Below are 18,841 nucleotides of genomic sequence, written 5' to 3'. Positions count from 1 at the left end.
CGCGGAACACACGGCCGGCATCGTCGGTCACCGACCGGGCAGGAACTTCAGCGACTTCACGAACGCCGGAACGGTCCGCAGGAAGAGCCCCTGCGGCACGCCCTTGATGCCACCAAGACCGATCACCCGCTGCTCGGCAATCGTCTGGGGCTCGGTGTATTTGAGAAGCCCTTCGGCGCCGTGACGGCGGCCTACGCCCGACTTGCCCATACCGCCCATCGGAGCCGCAGTGGAACCCCATGCCGCCGCGTAGCCCTCGTTCAGGTTGACCGTGCCGGCGCGCAGTTCTGCGGCAATCTTGCGGCCTTCCTCCGATGACCCGGCGAAAACGCTTGCGTTGAGGCCGTATTCGGTGTTGTTGGCCTCTTTGATGGCCTCGTCCACGGAATCCACCGGATAGATGGCGACAACCGGTCCGAAGGTCTCGCCGGCAAACGATTCCATCCCGTCGGCAACCCCGGACAGAACGGTCGGCTCGAAGAAGAAAGGTCCGAGTTCGGGACGGCGGTTCCCGCCGGCGAGAACCACGGCGCCCTTGGACTTGGCGTCCTCGACGTGCCGTTCGGCGGTGTCGACCTGGTCCGCCGAGGCCAACGACCCCATCTCCGTGGAGAAGTCGTAGGACTTGCCCACCTTCATCGCCGACACCCGCTGCGCGAACTTCGCGGAGAATTCATCGGCGATCGGCTTCTCGACGTAGATGCGCTCGATCGAGATACAGAGCTGCCCCGAGTTCGAGAAGCAGGCGCGCACTGCACCTTCGACAGCGTTGTCGATGTCGGCGGACTTGGTGATGATCATCGGGTTCTTGCCACCGAGTTCGGCGGAGAACCCGATCAGGCGACGGCCGGCCTGCTCGGCGAGCTGCGCGCCGGTTTCCGAAGACCCAGTGAACATGAGGTAGTCGGCCTGAGCCAAGATCTCTTGTCCCACAACAGAGCCCGGCCCCGGAACCACGGCGAACAGATCCTTCGGCAGGCCGGCCTGGTAGAGCAGCTCGACCACGGCGAGGGCGCAGTACGGCGTCTGACTGTCGGGCTTGAGCACCACCGCATTACCGGCCATCAGGGCGGCGACCCCGTCCGAGGCAGCCAGGGTCATCGGGTAGTTCCACGGCGAGATCACGCCGACGACACCCTTGGGCTGATACCGAACGCGGGCGTCGGTGGCCAGGGGCAGCATTCCCTTGACCTTGCTCGCCGCCAGGAGCCGCGGGCCGGTCTTGGCGTAGTGCCGGGCAGTCATCGACACGTCCAGCACTTCCTCCTGGGCGTAGGCGCGCGCTTTGCCGGTCTCGGCCTGCGCCATGTCGGCCAGCGCATCCCTGTTCTTGAGCACCAGGGCCGCGAAGTCGATCAGGATCTTGGCACGGTCACGCGGCCAGAGTTTCGCCCACTCGACCTGTGCGGCGCGCGCCCGCTCGAATGCGGCCCGCACGTCGTCGGCGGTGCCGACCGGGATTGTGGTCATCTCCTCGCCCGTGAACGCCTCGAGAACCGAGCGCGTGGAGCGGGCGTCCGGATCGTCGATGGCGATGAGCGCCCGCAAACGGTCGAACGTGGCTTTATCTGGCTTGCCCATGATCAATGTCTCCTATTCGGCCGCGACGAGCACGATGCCGTCGTCGTCGCTGTATGCAAGGTCGCCGGGATTGAAGGTCAGACCGCCCAGTTCAACAGGGACGTCACGCTCTCCGGCTCCGGTCTTGGTGGACTTGCGCGGGTTGGTGCCGAGAGCCTTGATACCGATGTCGATGCCGGCGAGCAGCTTCGAGTCGCGGACCGCACCGTGCACGATGATCCCGCTCCATCCGTTGGACCGCCCGAGTTCGGCGATCACGTCGCCGACAAGGGCGGTGTGCACTGATCCGGCGCCGTCGACGACGAGGACCCCGCCGTTGCCGGGTTCGCCGAGCACCTGCTTGAGCAGGGCGTTGTCCTGGAGGCACCGAACCGTGGTGACCCGGCCGACGAACTCCCTGCGCTTTCCGAATTGCGTGAACTGGAGGTCGCAGCTGCGTACCTCCTCGCCGATCTCGTCCACGAGGTCGGCGGTGGCGACGAAGGTGATCTCACTCATGCACCTCAGCCTAACGACTCTTACTTACCGACCGGTAACCACTGCTGACCGGCCCGCATCCGAGTCAGCTGAACGCGGCCGTGGACATCAGTCCGGGAGCGCACCATCGTCTGGTCCGCCGACCACTGCCTCGGTGCCGCCGATCTCCACGACGTCGCCGGTGACCAGTTGTCGGCCGCGCCGCGTCTCGGTCTCACCGTTCACGCTGACCAATCCGTCCGCGATGACTTCTTTTGCCTCGGCCCCGGATTCGATGAGATTTGCCAGCTTCAGGAATTGGCCCAGTCGAATGGAATTGTCTCGGATCGGAACTGTTTCTCGGCTCACCGTTCAATCCTCCCATCTGAGAGATAACGTTACTGCGGACCAGCTGCGGAAAGGCAACACCTGTGAGCGTCGATTCACCCGAAACCACGGTCGACTCAATCGATGTGAGCAGCCAGGCAACTCCTGCGCCCCGTCGGCCGGCTCGCCTGGTCCCACCTGCGGGATGGTTCAAGAACGCGCCCCGGTACGTCAGTTGGGTTGCGGGCGTCCTCGCCGCCATCTCGCTGCTCAGCAGCATCTCCCTGCAGTTTCGGCGCCTCACCGAGGTGCCTCGCGACTACGTCGACAACTATCTGATCTCCGCACCCGACACCAGCTTCGCCTGGGCGTTCGTTCTGGCACTGCTCGCCTTTGCACTCGCATCCCGCAAGCGGATCGCGTGGTGGATCACGGTGGCGTACGTCGCCGTCTATGCCATCGGAAATGCGCTCTACCTATTCGAGCCGTTGTCGTCGGAAAACGGCGTGAACACCGTGGTGCGGATCAATATCTGCATCGGCGTCGTCCTGCACGTGTTTGCCCTGATGTATTTGATCGCGAGTTATCGGCAGTTCTATACCCGTGTGCGCCGTGGCGCTCTCTGGCGCGCTGCCGGCGTGCTGGTCGCCGGCCTGGTCATCGGTTCGCTGATCGGCTGGGCGCTCGTCGAGATCTTCCCCCACACCCTCACCGCCTCCCAGCGACTGCCCTACGCGATCAACCATGTGGTGACGTTCGGGTCCGTCGACCTCTCGACCGACTTCGACGAGCACCATTCCTATGCACCCGTCGAGACGTTCCTGGGTCTGCTCGGCGCTCTGGCGCTCATCGCCGCGGCGTTGATCCTGTTCCGTTCGCAGCGGTCGAACAACTCGATGACCGCGACCGACGAGAGGTTGCTGCGGCTGCTCATCGATGGCTTCAGCGGCGACGACTCATTGGCGTATTTCTCCACCCGCCACGACAAGGCGGTTGTCTTCGCTCCGAACGGCATGGCTGCGATCACCTATCGGGTGGAGGTAGGCACGGCGATGGCCGGCGGAGACCCCGTGGGCGACAAGCGCTACTGGCCCGACGCGATCGCGGAGTTCCTCAAGATCTGCGACCGGTACGGCTGGCATCCGGGCGCGATCGGTGTGAGTGCCACCGGCGCCGAGGCGTGGGACGCTGCCGGATTCACCACACTCAACATCGGCGACGAGGCGATCGTCCACACCCGCGGGTACAACCTCAACGGACCGGAGATGAAGGCCGTCCGTCAGTCGGTGGCCCGCACCAAGCGCGCCGGAATCACTGTGCGTATCGCCCGCCACGAGGATCTGTCCCCCGAACAGATGGCCGCGGTGATCGCGCGCGCCGACGAATGGCGCGACACCGACGAAGAACGTGGCTTCTCGATGGCGCTGGGGCGTCTGGGTGACCCTGCGGACGGCCGGTCCATCCTCGTGGAGGCAGTGCGCGACGCGGGCACCGCAAACGAGAAGGTCGTCGGCATGCTCTCGTTTGTCCCCTGGGGCCAGACCGGCGCATCGCTCGATGTGATGCGCCGCGACCGGGACTCGATCAACGGGCTGGTCGAGACGATGGTGACCGAGTTCGCCGAGAACGCCGAAGCGTTCGGCATCCTCGACATCTCGATGAACTTCGCAGCCTTCCGTGTGGTGTTCGAAGAAGGCGGCCAGATCGGCGCGGGCCCGATCATGCGGGCGATGTACGGCGCTCTCACCTTCGCGTCGAAGTTCGTGCAGATGGAATCTCTGTACAAGTCGAACGCCAAGTACCACCCCGAGTGGGTTCCCCGGTTCCTGTGTTTCGAGGACGGCCGCACGATCCCGCGAGTGGGCCTGGCCGCGGTGGTCAACGAAGGATTTGTGAAGCTGCCGAAGTTCGGGCAGGGCAACGACTTCACCGGCGATGCCTCTTCGGTGCCGCCCGGTGTCGACATCGACGCGATCGCCGCGGAGATCGCCAGCGAGGAGAAGGCCGAGCATCGCGGACCGCGGCGTCCCGAGCAGGTCCGCGTCCGTCTGGCCAAACTGGAACAGCTGACCGCGGCCGGCGTCGACCCCTATCCGCCCGCCTATCCGCCCACCCACACCATCGCGCAGGCCGTCAGCGCGCCCGAAGGGACCACCGCCCGGGTGGCAGGCCGCGTCATCCGCATGCGTGACTTCGGCAAGGTCGTGTTCTGCGATGTGCGCGACTGGAGCGGGGACGTGCAGGTACTCGTGGATGCGAGCGCACTGAAGCCGGAAACCCTCGACCTGGCAAGCACCGTCGACCTCGGCGACCTCATCGAGGTCAGCGGAGTGGTGGGGCGCAGCCGCAAGGGCGAATTGTCGCTGCTGGCCAAGGACTGGCGGATGCTCGGTAAGTGTCTGCATCCGTTGCCGGACAAGTGGAGTGGGCTCACCGACCCCGAGGCGCGAGTGCGTCAGCGGTACGTGGACCTGACCATCAATCCCCGAGCCCGCGAACTCATGAGAGTGCACAGCGCCATCGTGAAGTCGATGCGCGACTACCTCTCCGGCCGCGACTACCTCGAGGTGGAGACGCCGATCCTGCAGCAGATCCACGGCGGCGCGAACGCGGCGCCGTTCCGCACACACATCAATGCCTACGACCTCGATCTGTATCTGCGGATCGCTCCCGAGCTGTACCTCAAACGGCTGTGCGTCGGCGGCATGGAACGCGTGTTCGAGATGGGCCGCAACTTCCGCAACGAAGGTGTGGACTTCAAGCACAACCCGGAGTTCACCAGCCTGGAAGCGTATGAGGCGCACAGCGATTACGACCGCATGCTGCACCTCACCCGCGAGATGATCCAGAACGCCGCGGTCGCCGCGCACGGCGAGCAGGTGGTCTACATCGAGGGCAAGGACGGGGAGATCGAGAAGGTCGACATCTCCGGTGAGTGGCCGGTGAAGACACTGCACGGCGCGGTGTCGGAGGCGATCGGCGAAGAGGTCACCCCGTACTCGGAGGTGGAGTACCTCAAGGAACTGTGCGACAAGCACGAGATCCCCTACCGCAACGACTGGGATGCCGGTCAGGTCGCGTTGGAGATGTACGAGCACCTGGTGGAAGACCAGACCACGTTCCCGACGTTCTACAAGGACTTCCCGACGTCGGTGTCACCGCTGACGCGCCAGCACCGCACCATCCCCGGTGTCACCGAACGCTGGGACCTGGTTGCGTGGGGTGTCGAATTGGGTACGGCCTACACCGAATTGACCGACCCGGTGGAGCAGCGCCGGAGGCTCACCGAACAGTCGTTGCTCGCCGCGGGCGGCGACCCCGAGGCGATGGAACTCGACGAGGACTTCCTGCAGGCCCTCGAACACGGCATGTTCCCCACCGGCGGACTCGGCATCGGAGTGGACCGCATCGTCATGTTGCTCACCGGACAGTCGATCCGGGAGACGCTCGCGTTCCCACTCGCGAAGCCGAAGTGACCGCTCTGAAGGTTGACGCTTGAACTGGTACATGACCCACGTGGTCGAGACAGGCCGGTCTGCGGCCGTGTTCGCCCTGGTCGGTTTCATCGTGACCTACGGCATCACGCGTTGGATCACCCGATCCATCCGGGCTCGGAGTGAGAACACGCCGGACGATGCCGAGGCCTCGTCAGGCGGACCGGTGAACGACATCTACATCGGTGGAGTACACATCCACCACCAGGTGTGGGGCATCTTGCTGATCCTCACCGCCGGGCTGCTCGAGTTCCGGTTCCAGCCCGACCCGCCGTGGCGCGAGGTGCTGGCCGCCGCGTTCGGGATCGGCGCCGCCCTCGCGCTCGACGAGTTCGCGCTGTGGCTGCATCTGGAAGACGTGTACTGGTCCGAAGAGGGGCGCAAGTCGATCGACGCGGTGATGATCGCGACGGTGTTCGGTGTGGCGATGCTGGTCGGCACCACTCCCCTCGGCGGGATCGACGAGGGCAATCCGTCCAGCACCAGCGTGGCCATCACAGCGGCGATCGTGCTCGTGCACGTCGCCTACTCGGTGATCTGTCTGCTCAAGGGCAAGCTCGCGACAGGACTGATCGGGCTGCCGGTGCCACTACTCGGGTTGATCGGCGCGTTGCGGCTGGCTCATCCGACCTCGTACTGGGCGCGCAGGTTCTACTCTGAACGCAAGCTCGAGCGCGCCGAGCGCCGGTTCGAGTTGTACGTCGGTCGTCGTGACCGGATGCGTGATCTCGTCGGCGGTCGCGAACAGCGAACGCCCTGACCGCTGCACCCATCTCCTCCGGCGCTCAGAGAACGAGATGACCCATGTGTCGCTGGCTCGGCTACTACGGGAATCCGATCAATCCCAAAGAACTTCTCTACGACCCCGAGCACTCCCTGATCCAGCAGAGTCGCCTTGCTGCGCCCGATGTTCCCACCGCAAACGCCGACGGTCACGGACTGGGCTGGTACAGCGAGGCGGGCCGGCCCACGCTGTTCCGTAGCGCCGCCCCCGCCTGGGGTGACGAAAACCTTCGCGAGCTGTCGGCGACGGTGCGATCGTCGTTGTTCGTCGCACATGTGCGGGCGGCCACCGGTACCCCAGTGCAACAAACGAATTGCCACCCATTTCGGTATGGCCGGTGGATGTTCGTACACAACGGTTTCATCGCCGACTTCCAACGTCTCCGACGCGACCTCATCCTCGCCGTGCGACCGGACCTGTTCGAGAGCATCGGTGGATCAACGGATTCGGAGGTGATGTTCTACCTCGCGCTGACCTTCGGGCTGGAGGACGATCCACTCGGCGGTCTGGAGCGGATGGCCGGTCACATCGAAGCGCTGGCGGCATCGCAGGGCATATCCGAGCCTGTCCAGATGACGATCGGGCTCACCGACGGTGAGCGGCTCTACGCCGTGCGCTACGCGAGCGGCCCGGTGGTCAACACGTTGTATGTCAGCGGCGACGTCGAGTCGGTTCGCGAGCTGTATCCGGAGAACGAACGTCTTGCGCACTTCTCGGAGGAAGCCCGCGTGGTGGTGTCCGAACCGCTGGTCACGCTTCCCGGGCTGTGGCACGAGGTGCCGCCGTCCAGCGCTCTCATCGTGCAGAAGGGCCCGGACGAACAACGACCGTTTCGACCGCAACCACCCACCTGACCAGTTTCCGCCGGCCGTGCCGAGTGGTGAGCCCGGCATAGAATGGCTCGATGCAGCTGCAGCCGCCCGGTGCGTTCTTCACCATCTGCGGCCTACGCACCCATGTGGTCGTCGAGGGCCAGGGTCCACCACTGCTTCTCCTGGCCGCACTCGGCGGCAACTGGTTCGACTTCGATCACCTCGCCGAACTGCTCCGCGACCGGTGGACGGTGATCCGATACGATCGGCCCGGCTACGGCTTGTCCGATCCACTCCCTCCCGGCCAGATCCCGTCGATCGACGACGAGAACCGGCGGATCGACGAACTGCTGGACGCGGTCGGGGTCACCGAACCCGTTGTGGTCGCAGGGCATTCGCTGGCGTCGCTTTATGCGGAGGGATTCGCTCGCGGCCGGCCGGAGCGGGTGGCCGCAGTCGTCATGCTCGACGGGTCGTACGTGATGCTGCCCCTGCAGATGGTGCCGCCAGGCCTCAGCAACCGGTTGGCGCACCTCACCGCACACCTCATCAAGGCTCTGCGGCTTCCCCGGTCGGCCGGCATCCGCGGCCATGCGATCGCGACGTCGCCCGGGCCACCCGGTGGGTACACGGCAGAGCAGCGCCACTGGATCGGGGAGGTGCTGGGCGGAAGTCGTTATCCACGAGCACTTCTCGTCGAGCAGGTCGCGTTCGGGGTGCTCAACTCAGAACTGGTGGCCATGCGACGGACGATGCCTCTCACGGCGCCGACTCTGGTTGTCTCCGCGCTGCCCGGGCGGCGCACACCGGTCCGACTGTTCTGGAACTGGAAGCAGGCCCGGTACGCCCGATTCCTCGGCGCCGACTACGCGCCAGTGATTCCCGCGCGCCACTTCTTCATCGTCCAGCAGCCCGATGTCGCCGCCGGGCTGATCGAGGATTTTGCCGCCCGCGCGATCGCCGACAGGTAGTCCCCAGCCGGATCGATCAGAGGTTGAAGTTCCGCAGGTCGGCGACTGTCACCAGTCGCTCGCCCTCTTCGGGCAGCATTCGAGCGAGTCGTCGATGCGCGATCAGCCCATCCGAACCGAAAATGTGCGGGTGTCGTCCGAGTAGTGGGGTGCGGCGGCTGTTGTGCGACTTCGCCAGTTTCACGACTGATCACGTCCTGTTTAGTGCAGCGGATAACTTTCTGGGTACCGCGATCGTCCAGAGTCGAAACCCTTGAACATCCGTACCTTCGCGTTGTGTGTCGTGACGGCCCGCCGCGTCGTTACCTCTGCACAGGCCTCACCAGGGGTGTTGCTGCCACAATGTGGTGAACGTCACGCTACGCCCGGAGATGTCCGGATTCGGGTTGCCACGCGGGCGAGTCACATCTTCCCCAGGGGTAACACGGCGGGCGGGCAGGTGTCACCAGACCCTCCGACTCCAGTCAGACCCTCCGGTTGCAACCGGAGGAAGTGGTCGGAACCGGAGGAAACGCGGAACCCCCAGGCAAACGCCCCGGTTGCAACCGGAGGAAGTGGCCGAAACCGGAGGAAGTAGGTCGCCCCCACCAAACCCTCCGACTCCAGTCAAACCCTCCGACTGCAACCGGAGGAAGTAGTCGAAACCGGAGGAAGTACACCGCCCCCACCAAACCCTCCGACTCCAGTCAGACCCTCCGACTGCAACGGGAGGAAGTGGTCGGAACCGGAGGAAGTACACCACCCCCGCCAAACCCTCCGACTCCAGTCAGACCCTCCGGTTGCAACCGGAGGAAGTAGCCGAAACCGGAGGAAGTACACCACCCCCGCCCAAACCCGCCGACTCCAGTCAGACCCTCCGGTTGCAACCGGAGGAACTGGTCGGAACCGGAGGAAGTACGTCAGGCCAGACCGGCCAGGTAGTTCTGGGCCCACTGCAGTGCGGTGACGCCCGGCTGCACCTGGAAGTTGCCGTAGTTGGTGTGCGAGCCCGATTCGATGAAGCGGTTGAACGCCATGATCTGCGAGCGGGCCTTCTCGTTGCTGAGTTCGTTCAGTACGGCACCGGGTCCGCCGCGGGTCACCAGTTCACTGAAGATCGCAGCGGCCTCGGCCTGGTACTGGGCGAACATGTCGGGGTTCGGGTTACTGGTCTCGGCCAGATACCCGACCACGCGGGAGACGTAGTAGTCCCGGGGGATGTTGCAGTACTGGTCGCCCGGGTCGCAAATGGTGAAGGTGCGGTTCTTCACCCATCCGAACCCGCCCTGACGTGGCCCTCCGTTGCCCTCGCCCGACAGCGTCGGTCCGATGAGCGCATCCTGCTTCGAGCGCCGCGGATCGGAGATCAGCACTGCGCCGGCGAACTTGGCGGGCGCGATGGCTCCCCTGCCGGTCCCGATGTCGGCGGCGAGGTCGCCGGCTGCGTCAGCACCCTGGCTGTAGCCGATCAGGGCGACCTTCGTACCCGGGCACCGTTTGGTCATCGTGATGGCCAGGCCCTCGGCGTTGGCCACGGCCTGCGCCTTCGACTCGCCGTAGACGGCACCGCCGTTCTCCCAGGGGAAGGCGGTGGCGTTGTACCCGACCAGCTGGGTCTGGGTCTCGCCGCCGAGGCCTGTCGTGGGGTAGGCGAGCATTCCGCGGATCTGGGCGTCGGCCGACTTCTCCCAGGTTCCGGGAATGGCCAACACGTAGAGCTCTGGACAGCCCGCGGGATCAGCCGATGCGGTGGGTGCCGACACTGCACTCAATGCCCCGGCCGCCACCACAGCTGCTGCCAACACACTCGTCATCGCGCGTGTGCGGCGTCCACGCTGTCGCCGCCAACCAAGAACAGTGCCCACCCGCATGAACTTTTCCTCCCGAGCAAAACTGCTTATCACAGCTCGATACCAATCAGAACACAGGCGTGTTCCGATTCATCTTGACAGGTCGGGAGCGATCCCGCACCTTCAGCGCTGCGGTGCCAGGGTGGGAACGATGGGTGCGGGGAGCAGGGTGGCGCCGGTGAGGAACTTGTCCGCAGCGGCAGCCGCAGACCGTCCTTCGGCGATCGCCCACACGATCAACGACTGGCCACGACCGGCATCGCCGGCCACGAACACACCGGGGACCGTCGACTGAAAGTTGTCGTCGCGCTTGACGTTTCCGCGTTCGTTGTACTCCACGCCGAGCTTGTCGAGGAAGTCCTCGCGCTCGGGTCCGACGAAGCCCATGGCCAGCAGAACGAGGTCGGCCTCGAGCTCGAAGTCACTGCCTTCGACCTTCTCGAAACGGCCGGCGTTCATCACGACTTCGTGCGCACGCAAACCGGTGACCTTGCCGTCTTCACCGATGAACTGCTCAGTGTTCACCGAGAATACGCGTTCACCGCCCTCTTCATGGGCCGAGGACACCCGGTACATCAGGGGGTACGTGGGCCACGGAGTGGAGTCGGCGCGCTCGTCCGGCGGGCGCGGCATGATCTCGAACTGGTGGACGATCTCGGCGCCCTGACGCAGCGATGTACCGAGGCAGTCCGCGCCGGTGTCACCACCACCGATGATGATCACCTTCTTGCCCTTGGCGTTGATCGGCGGCATGCCGTCACCGTCGACGACGTCGTCGCCCTCTTGAACCCGGTTGGCCCACGGGAGGAACTCCATCGCCTGATGGATGCCATCGAGTTCACGGCCCGGGATCGGAAGGTCGCGACCCTTGGTGGAGCCGTTGCACAGCACCACCGCGTCGAAGTCGGCCTTGAGTTGTTCGACGGTCACGTCAACACCGACGTTGACACCCGCACGGAACTGGGTGCCCTCGGCGACCATCTGGTCCAGACGGCGGTCGATGTGGTGCTTCTCCATCTTGAACTCGGGGATGCCGTAGCGGAGCAGACCACCGATCCGATCGGCCCGCTCGAAGACGGTGACGTCGTGGCCGGCGCGCGTGAGCTGCTGCGCCGCAGCGAGACCCGCAGGGCCTGACCCGACGATCGCAACCGACTTGCCGGTCTTCTCGGTCGGCAGCACCGGCGTGACCCAGCCTTCATCGAAGGCGTTGTCGATGAGCTCGACCTCGACCTGCTTGATGGTGACGGCAGGCTGGTTGATGCCCAGCACGCACGACGCCTCACAGGGGGCCGGGCACAACCGACCGGTGAACTCCGGGAAGTTGTTGGTGGCGTGCAGACGGTCGATGCCGTCTGCCCAACGGTCCTTGTACACGAGGTCGTTCCACTCGGGAATCAGGTTTCCGAGAGGACAACCGTTGTGACAGAACGGGATCCCGCAGTCCATGCATCGGCTGGCCTGGACGCGAAGCTTGTCGCGATCGAAGTCCTCGTAGACCTCTTTCCAGTCCATGAGTCGCAGCGGGACCGGCCGCCGTTGCGGCAATTCACGTTCGGGGTGCTTGAGAAAGCCCTTCTGGTCAGCCACGTGCGGCCTCCATCACTGCTTCGTCCACGTTGCGCCCGTCCTTCTCGGCTGAGGCGATAGCGAGCAGGACTCGCTTGTAATCGCGCGGCATCACCTTCACGAATCGGCCGACGTTGCTCTCCCAGTCTTCGAGGATACGAGCGGCCACCGGCGAACCGGTTTCGTTGCGGTGCTTGTTCACGATGCCTTCCAGGAACTCGAGGTCTTCGTCCTCGAGCGGCTCCGGTTGCACCAGTTCGGTGTTGAGATTGCTCTCCAGTACGCCGTCGGGGTCGTAGACGTACGCGATGCCACCGGACATACCGGCGGCGAAGTTGCGGCCGGTCGGTCCGAGCACGATCACACGTCCGCCTGTCATGTACTCGCAGCCGTGGTCGCCCACGCCTTCGACGACAGCGGTGACGCCCGAGTTGCGGACGCAGAAACGCTCGCCGACCACACCCCGGAGCAGGATCTCACCGGAGGTGGCACCGAAACCGATGACGTTGCCGGCGATGATGTTCTCTTCGGCGACAAAGCCTTCCGGTGCGTTGTCCGCCGGAGCGATCACGATCCGGCCACCCGAGAGGCCCTTGCCCACGAAGTCGTTGGCGTCGCCCTTGAGTCGCAGCGTCACACCCTTGGGCACAAACGCACCGAAGCTGTTTCCGGCGGAGCCGTGGAAATCGATGATGACCGTGCCGTCGGGCAAGCCGTTGGCACCGTACGCCTTGGTGATCTCGTGCCCGAGCATGGTGCCCACGGTGCGGTTCACGTTGGCGATCTCCGAAGTGAACGACACGCGCTCACCCGAATCGATCGCCGCCCGAGCCTGCGTGATCAGCTGTTGATCGAGCGCCTTGTCCAGCGAATGGTCCTGGCTGCCAGAGCAATACAGGTCCTGATTCATGAACGGCGAATCGGTCTGGGTGAGGATCGCCGACAGGTCGAGCTTTCCTGCCTTGGCCGACTTCCAGTGCTGCAGCGCCTTCGTGGTGTCGAGCATCTGCACCTGGCCGACGGCTTCCTGCAGCGTGCGGAAGCCGAGGCGGGCCAGCAGTTCGCGCACTTCTTCGGCGATGTACATGAAGAAGTTCTCGACGAACTCGGGCTTGCCGGTGAAACGCTCACGCAGCACGGGGTTCTGGGTCGCGACGCCCACCGGACAGGTGTCGAGATGGCAGACGCGCATCATGATGCAACCCGAGACCACCAGCGGCGCAGTCGCGAATCCGAACTCCTCGCCACCGAGCAGCGCGGCCACGACCACATCGCGGCCGGTCTTGAGCTGGCCGTCGACCTGGACCACGATGCGGTCGCGAAGGCCGTTGAGCAGCAACGTCTGCTGGGTCTCGGCCAGGCCGAGTTCCCAGGGACCACCGGCGTGCTTGACCGAGGTGAGCGGTGTCGCGCCGGTGCCACCGTCGTGACCCGAGATCAGCACCACGTCTGCGTGCGCCTTCGAGACGCCCGCCGCGACGGTGCCGACACCCACTTCCGACACAAGTTTCACGTGAATCCTTGCCGACGGATTCGCGTTCTTCAGGTCGTGGATCAGCTGGGCGAGATCCTCGATCGAATAGATGTCGTGGTGGGGTGGCGGCGAGATGAGGCCGACGCCAGGTGTGGAGCCGCGCACCTCGGCGACCCACGGGTACACCTTGTGCGGCGGGAGCTGTCCACCTTCACCGGGCTTCGCGCCCTGCGCCATCTTGATCTGGATGTCGGTGCAGTTGGTGAGGTAGTGCGCGGTCACGCCGAAACGGCCCGAGGCCACCTGCTTGATGGCACTTCGACGCCAGTCGCCGTTCTCGTCGGGTTCGAAACGGCTCGGATTCTCGCCGCCCTCACCGGAGTTCGAGCGCCCACCCAGTCGGTTCATCGCGATCGCGAGGGTCTCGTGGGCCTCGGCCGAGATGGAGCCGAAGCTCATCGCGCCGGTCGAGAACCGCTTGACGATCTCGCTGGCAGGCTCGACCTTTTCGATGGGGATCGGGTCGCGGTCGTCGAAGTTGAACTCGAACAACCCGCGCAGCGACGCCATCTTCTTCGACTGGTCGTCGATCAGCTTGGTGTATTCCTTGAACACCGAGTACTGCCCGGTGCGGGTGGAATGCTGCAGCTTGAACACCGTGTCGGGGTTGAACAGGTGGTACTCGCCCTCGCGACGCCACTGGTATTCGCCACCGACCTCGAGCTCGCGGTGTGCGCGCTCCTCGGGCCGGTGATTGAACGCCAGTTGATGGCGTGCGGTGACGTCGGCAGCGATGTCGTCGAGGCCGATACCACCGAGGTGCGACCGCAACCCGGTGAAGTACTCGTCGACGGTGTCCTGATTGATGCCGATGACCTGGAAGAGCTGTGCACCGGTGTAGGACGCCAGAGTCGAGATGCCCATCTTCGACATCACCTTGAGAACACCCTTGCCGGCGGCCTTGATGTAGTTCTTGCGCGCGGTCTCGTAGTCGAGGTCGCCCAGGGCGCCACGCACCGACATGTCCTCGATGGTCTCGAAAGCCATGTAGGGGTTGATCGCCGCGGCACCGAAGCCCACGAGCGCGGCCATGTGGTGCACCTCTCGGGCGTCACCGGCCTCCACCAGCAGGCCGACCTGGGTGCGGGTCTTCTCCCGCACCAGGTGGTGGTGCACCGCGGAGACCAGCAGCAGCGACGGGATGGGTGCCAGGGTCTCGTCCGATTCGCGGTCGGACAGGACAACCAGTCGGACGCCGTCCGCGATTGCCTCGGACACCTGGGTACGGACGTTGTCGAGCGCCTTGCGCAGGCCGTCGCCGCCCTCGGCGACCGGGTAGAGACCGCGGATCTGCACACTGCGGTAGTCGGCGTACTGCTCGTTGTCACCGAGGTGCACGAGCTTGGCGAGGTCGTCGTTGTCCAGGATCGGCTGGGGCAGCACGATCTGGCGGCACGACTCGGGCCCGGGGTTCAGCAGGTCGGCCTCACGGCCGATGCTCACGCCGATGCTGGTGACCACCTCTTCACGGATGGCGTCCAGCGGCGGGTTGGTGACCTGCGCGAACATCTGCTGGAAGTAGTCGAACAGCATGCGCGGGCGCTGCGAGAGCACAGCGAGCGGGGTGTCGGTTCCCATCGAGCCGATGGGCTCGGCACCGGTGGTGGCCATCGGTGAGACGAGCAGATCCACTTCTTCGGTGGTGTACCCGAAAACCTGCTGGCGCAGCCGGACCCGGTCGTGTGGCATGTGGGTGTGCGGCCGTCCGGGCAGCTTGTCGAGGTGCAGCATGCCCTCGTCCAGCCACTGCTGGTACGGGTGTTCGGCGGCGAGCTCGTCCTTGATCTCCGCGTCGTCGACGATGCGGCCGGCTGCGGTGTCCACCAAGAACATCCGGCCCGGCTGCAGACGCAACTTCTGCACCACGTCGGAATGGTCGATGTCGAGAACGCCCACCTCCGACGCCATCACGACGAGTCCGTCCTTGGTGACCCAGATACGGCTGGGGCGCAGGCCGTTACGGTCGAGCACTGCGCCGATCACGGTGCCGTCGGTGAAGCACACCGACGCCGGTCCGTCCCAGGCCTCCATCAACGTGGAGTGGTACTCGTAGAACGCCCGGTGTTCGGGTTTCATCGACTCGTGGCGTTCCCACGCCTCGGGGATCATCATCAGGACCGCGTGCGGAAGGCTGCGGCCACCGAGGTGCAGGAGCTCGAGCACCTCGTCGAAACGCGCGGTGTCCGAGGCGCCTTGGGTGACAACCGGGAAGATCTTCTCCGCGGTGCCCTCGCCGAACACGCTGGTGTCGATGAGCGCCTCGCGCGCCCGCATCCAGTTCTCGTTGCCGGTGGCGGTGTTGATCTCGCCGTTGTGCGCGACGCGTCGGAACGGGTGGGCCAGCGGCCAACTCGGGAACGTGTTGGTGGAGAAGCGGGAGTGCACCAGTCCGAGCGCGCTCTCGACCCGGTCGTCCTGCAGGTCGACGTAGAAGCCGCGCAGCTGCGGGGTGGTGAGCATGCCCTTGTAGACGAAGGTGCGGCCGGAAAGGCTGGGGAAGTACACGGTTTCGCGTCCGGGACCATCCTGGCCCGCGCCCTTGTTGCCCAGCTCGGTCTCGACCCGTTTGCGCACCACGTAGGAACGCCGTTCGAGGTCCTCGCCGCTGCTGTCGCCGGCGATGAAGATCTGCCGGAACGTCGGCATCGCGTCACGGGCCAGCGCACCGAGCGAGCTCTCGTCGGTGGGCACGTCACGCCAGCCGAGAACCGTGAGACCTTCGGCCTCCACGATCTTCTCGACACCGTCGACAGCCGTTTTGGCGTCGCCGGAACCCTGCGGGAGAAACGCGATACCGGTGGCGTAGGAGCCTTCCGGTGGCAACTCGAAATCGACCACGGCACGGAAGAACTTGTCCGGTACCTGGATCATGATTCCGGCACCGTCACCGGTGTTCGGCTCGGCACCTGCTGCACCTCGGTGTTCGAGGTTCACCAGGGCCGCGATGGCCTTGTCGACGATGTCGCGACTGCGTCGTCCATGCATGTCGACAACAAAGGCAACGCCGCAGGAGTCGTGCTCGTTCTGCGGGTCATAGAGCCCTATCGGGCCGGGAGCGTGCTTCATACTTTTCGCCCTTAACATCGCGTTCGCCGTGCGAGCGCACCGTTTCAGCTGTAGGTTACGGCGCACGGGTTGTGGCAGCCCTTGTCAGGACCACCGCACCGCTCTCACCTGCGCATACAGCGCTGCTGAGCAGCATTTCCGTGCACCGAGGCCAGCGCCATTGCTGACCGCGGATCGTGTTTGCCCACCGCATGGAGGATCACTCCTGCTTCAGGCATCAGATCATTTTCTCACGCCACCCGCGCCGTATTGAAATCGCGAGTGTGCCACGACTTCGAGATGACCGTCAAACCCTCTCTGAACAGGCGTTACAACCATCCGTGTCGCTGGGCGATCTGAGCGGCTTCGGCCCGCGTACCCGCTCCTGTCTTGCCGATCGCACTCGACAGGTAGTTGCGGACCGTGCCCGGGGACAGATGTACCTGGGAGGCGATGACCGCGACCGTCGCCCCGCCCAGTGCACTGCGGAGTATGTCCTGCTCACGCTCGGTGAGCGGATTCTGTCCGGTGGTGAGGCTCTCGGTGGCCAGGGTGGGGTCGATCACGCGGAGGCCGGCGTGAACCCTCCGCACCGCATCGGCGAGTTCGGCCGCCGGGGTGTCCTTCACGACAAATCCCGACGCTCCCGCCTCGATCGCCCGGCGCAGATATCCGGGTCGGCCGAACGTGGTGACGATCAGACTGCGCACGTGCGGGAGTTCACGGTGCAGCGCTTCGGCCGCCTCGATGCCGTCGGCCCCGGGCATCTCGATGTCGAGCAGGCAGACATCGACCTCGGCGTCGCGTGCATGTTCCACGACCTCGTCACCACGCCCCACCTGAGCGACCACCCGCAGGTCGGATTCGAGGTCGAGCAGGGCCGCCAGGGCACCCCTCACGAGCGCCTGATCGTCCGCGAGCAGCAGCCGGATCTCGGTCATGGGACCAACACTCGCAGTTCGGTGCCGTGGTCGCCGCCGAGGGTGAGGGTGCCGCCCGCGGCCTGGACCCGTTCTCGAAGGCCGCGGAGCCCGTTGCCCGACACCGAGCCGTCGAGCCCGACACCGTCGTCGACGATGTCGATCGCGTTGGGCTGCAAGCGCACCCGGCAGGTCGTCGCTCCGGAATGACGTACGACGTTGGTGACCGCCTCACGCAGTACCCATGCGAACAACACCCGGTTCTGCGGTGCGGCGACAGTGGCGTCAGCAGGTAGATCGGCAGCGATCCGGGAGGCGGTGAGGGCCGTGTCGGCGGCCAGCAGTTCGGTCGCCAGATCCGGCGATCGCAAGCCCCCCACGGTGGTGCGGACCTCGGCGAGGGCTTCGCGCGAAATGCGGTGCAGGTCGGCGAGTTCGGCTCTCGCCGCCGTCGGATCGACGTCCATCAACCGGCCCGCGAGCTCGGACTTGACCGTCATGACCGTCAGCGAATGCCCGAGGATGTCGTGGACGTCTCGGGCGACGCGCTCTCGCTCGGCGACGATGGCCAATTGCTCGTCGAGGCTGCGTTTCGCCGCTTCGGACTCCTCACGCAGCTCTTTGCGGGCGCGCAAGATCCTCACCGCGAGCACGGTCGGACCGACGACCAACAGCATCACCACGACGCCCGTGTCGAGCTCCCAGCCGTCGACGATCTCCGGCATCACCACCGCCGAACCGGTGAGGAGCACGAAGATGGCCACCGACACCGGTAGTGCGAATGACAGTGCGGCGACGGCCATCAGATAAGGGGCCAGCGCGAACACCTCTTGGTCGAGCGTGACCGTTGTCGCCGCGGCCACCACGGCGAGCGCGACGAACGCCACCGGCGCTGCCCGTCGCCGGTCCGAATGCCGGGACGTCCCGAACAGCACGTAGACGCATGTGAGGAGATACCCGACTGCGAACCCGCCGAGCAGGACCAGGGTGTAGACCCGCTCCGCCGTGCTCATGGTGTCCGACTTGCTCACGGTCAGAACGGGATAGGCGAGGAAGAGCAACCACACAGCGGCGAAGGCCCAGCGAAGATCACGCCATGCGGTGAGCCGGCTGGAGATGGCGGACAACGCGCTCCCGTTCTACTCGATGTGTCTACTCACCGGGCTCGCGAGCCCACTTGGGGACGATGAACACCCCACGCGCCTCGGCGGTGACACCGTCCTGGTCGGACAGCGTGCCCACGACGTAGGTCTTGATTCCCTCGATCCGATCGATCCAGGCGTCGGCACGCACCGGACCCAGCGGGGTCGCCCGCAGGTACTTCACCTCGATGGTGCCCGTGAACTTCGTCCGCTTGCCGTGGCTCGAGGTCTCTCCCAGTATGTGGTCGAGAACCAAGGCGCACACGCCACCATGCACCATTCCCGGCGGACCCTCATATGCGGCGCCGAGGTGGAACTCAGACCAGGCCTCGCCCTCCCGGTCGTGGTGGATCTTCAGGGGCGGCGCCAGGGCATTT

14 protein-coding genes are annotated in these 18,841 nt (G+C 65.3%); 4 read left to right on the top strand and 10 right to left on the bottom strand.

Translation table 11 applies throughout. The annotated features are described in order from the left end of the window. Positions 1-27: 27 nt before the first annotated feature. The 3 genes from WIMU1_RS00065 to WIMU1_RS00055 form a co-directional block, all read right to left on the bottom strand. Positions 28-1,581, bottom strand: a complete 1,554-nt coding sequence (locus WIMU1_RS00065; RefSeq protein ID WP_062794642.1) for a succinic semialdehyde dehydrogenase — start codon at positions 1,579-1,581, stop codon at positions 28-30. 12 nt (positions 1,582-1,593) lie between these two features. Beyond that, positions 1,594-2,079: a ribonuclease E activity regulator RraA gene (rraA, locus tag WIMU1_RS00060; protein ID WP_062794641.1), complete on the bottom strand. Its 486-nt coding sequence runs from the start codon at positions 2,077-2,079 to the stop codon at positions 1,594-1,596. An 87-nt stretch (positions 2,080-2,166) separates the two neighbouring features. Further along, positions 2,167-2,406 (bottom strand): RNA-binding S4 domain-containing protein, encoded by a 240-nt coding sequence (locus WIMU1_RS00055; RefSeq protein WP_062794640.1) that lies wholly within the window; start codon positions 2,404-2,406, stop codon positions 2,167-2,169. Positions 2,407-2,510: 104 nt separating this feature from the next. Here WIMU1_RS00055 and lysX point away from each other — a divergent pair, with 104 nt between their 5' ends. Genes lysX through WIMU1_RS00035 form a run of 4 tightly spaced genes read left to right on the top strand, consistent with a single transcriptional unit; the run spans position 2,511 to position 8,425 of the window. After that, positions 2,511-5,840, top strand: a complete 3,330-nt coding sequence (lysX, locus tag WIMU1_RS00050) for a bifunctional lysylphosphatidylglycerol synthetase/lysine--tRNA ligase LysX (protein ID WP_235189402.1) — start codon at positions 2,511-2,513, stop codon at positions 5,838-5,840. Between the two features lie 19 nt (positions 5,841-5,859). Continuing rightward, positions 5,860-6,618, top strand: coding sequence for a hypothetical protein (locus tag WIMU1_RS00045; RefSeq protein ID WP_211339041.1), 759 nt, complete (start codon positions 5,860-5,862; stop codon positions 6,616-6,618). Positions 6,619-6,662: 44 nt separating this feature from the next. Then, on the top strand, positions 6,663-7,496 hold the full coding sequence (locus WIMU1_RS00040) for a class II glutamine amidotransferase (RefSeq protein WP_062794638.1): 834 nt from the start codon (positions 6,663-6,665) through the stop codon (positions 7,494-7,496). A 50-nt stretch (positions 7,497-7,546) separates the two neighbouring features. Further along, on the top strand, positions 7,547-8,425 hold the full coding sequence (locus WIMU1_RS00035; protein ID WP_062794637.1) for an alpha/beta fold hydrolase: 879 nt from the start codon (positions 7,547-7,549) through the stop codon (positions 8,423-8,425). 16 nt (positions 8,426-8,441) lie between these two features. Here WIMU1_RS00035 and WIMU1_RS26025 read toward each other — a convergent pair whose 3' ends face one another. From WIMU1_RS26025 to WIMU1_RS00005, 7 genes are all read right to left on the bottom strand, one after another. Continuing rightward, on the bottom strand, positions 8,442-8,609 hold the full coding sequence (locus WIMU1_RS26025) for a hypothetical protein (RefSeq protein ID WP_157366776.1): 168 nt from the start codon (positions 8,607-8,609) through the stop codon (positions 8,442-8,444). A gap of 715 nt (positions 8,610-9,324) precedes the next feature. Then, the gene (locus tag WIMU1_RS00030; protein ID WP_062794636.1) at positions 9,325-10,218 is read right to left on the bottom strand and encodes a cutinase family protein; all 894 of its coding nucleotides are present in this window, start codon (positions 10,216-10,218) and stop codon (positions 9,325-9,327) included. A 159-nt stretch (positions 10,219-10,377) separates the two neighbouring features. Next, complete coding sequence (locus tag WIMU1_RS00025) at positions 10,378-11,844, bottom strand: glutamate synthase subunit beta (protein ID WP_023955144.1); 1,467 nt, start codon at positions 11,842-11,844, stop codon at positions 10,378-10,380. Next, entirely contained in the window at positions 11,837-16,423 is a 4,587-nt protein-coding gene (gltB, locus tag WIMU1_RS00020; protein ID WP_062794635.1) for a glutamate synthase large subunit, read from the bottom strand. Before gltB ends, WIMU1_RS00025 begins: the two co-directional genes overlap by 8 nt. A 308-nt stretch (positions 16,424-16,731) precedes the next feature. Further along, positions 16,732-17,343: a response regulator transcription factor gene (locus tag WIMU1_RS00015; protein WP_062794634.1), complete on the bottom strand. Its 612-nt coding sequence runs from the start codon at positions 17,341-17,343 to the stop codon at positions 16,732-16,734. Next, complete coding sequence (locus WIMU1_RS00010; RefSeq protein ID WP_062794633.1) at positions 17,340-18,449, bottom strand: sensor histidine kinase; 1,110 nt, start codon at positions 18,447-18,449, stop codon at positions 17,340-17,342. Before WIMU1_RS00010 ends, WIMU1_RS00015 begins: the two co-directional genes overlap by 4 nt. A 25-nt stretch (positions 18,450-18,474) precedes the next feature. Continuing rightward, positions 18,475-18,841: PaaI family thioesterase (locus WIMU1_RS00005; RefSeq protein WP_169805127.1), on the bottom strand; the 367-nt coding region annotated here is incomplete at its 5' end.

This window comes from Williamsia muralis NBRC 105860, from assembly GCF_001598915.1.
Lineage (GTDB): Bacteria > Actinomycetota > Actinomycetes > Mycobacteriales > Mycobacteriaceae > Williamsia > Williamsia muralis.
Note: the sequence above shows the minus strand (reverse complement) of the source record. Positions and strands in the feature narration are given on the sequence as shown.

Bases quoted from the DNA above. Each gene is read 5' to 3' on its own strand.
- WIMU1_RS00065 (WP_062794642.1), bottom strand. From the start codon at position 1,581: ATGGGCAAGCCAGATAAAGCCACGTTCGACCGTTTGCGGGCGCTCATC.
- rraA (WP_062794641.1), bottom strand. From the start codon at position 2,079: ATGAGTGAGATCACCTTCGTCGCCACCGCCGACCTCGTGGACGAGATC.
- WIMU1_RS00040 (WP_062794638.1), top strand. From the start codon at position 6,663: ATGTGTCGCTGGCTCGGCTACTACGGGAATCCGATCAATCCCAAAGAA.
- WIMU1_RS00035 (WP_062794637.1), top strand. From the start codon at position 7,547: ATGCAGCTGCAGCCGCCCGGTGCGTTCTTCACCATCTGCGGCCTACGC.
- WIMU1_RS00030 (WP_062794636.1), bottom strand. From the start codon at position 10,218: ATGACGAGTGTGTTGGCAGCAGCTGTGGTGGCGGCCGGGGCATTGAGT.
- gltB (WP_062794635.1), bottom strand. From the start codon at position 16,423: ATGAAGCACGCTCCCGGCCCGATAGGGCTCTATGACCCGCAGAACGAG.
- WIMU1_RS00015 (WP_062794634.1), bottom strand. From the start codon at position 17,343: ATGACCGAGATCCGGCTGCTGCTCGCGGACGATCAGGCGCTCGTGAGG.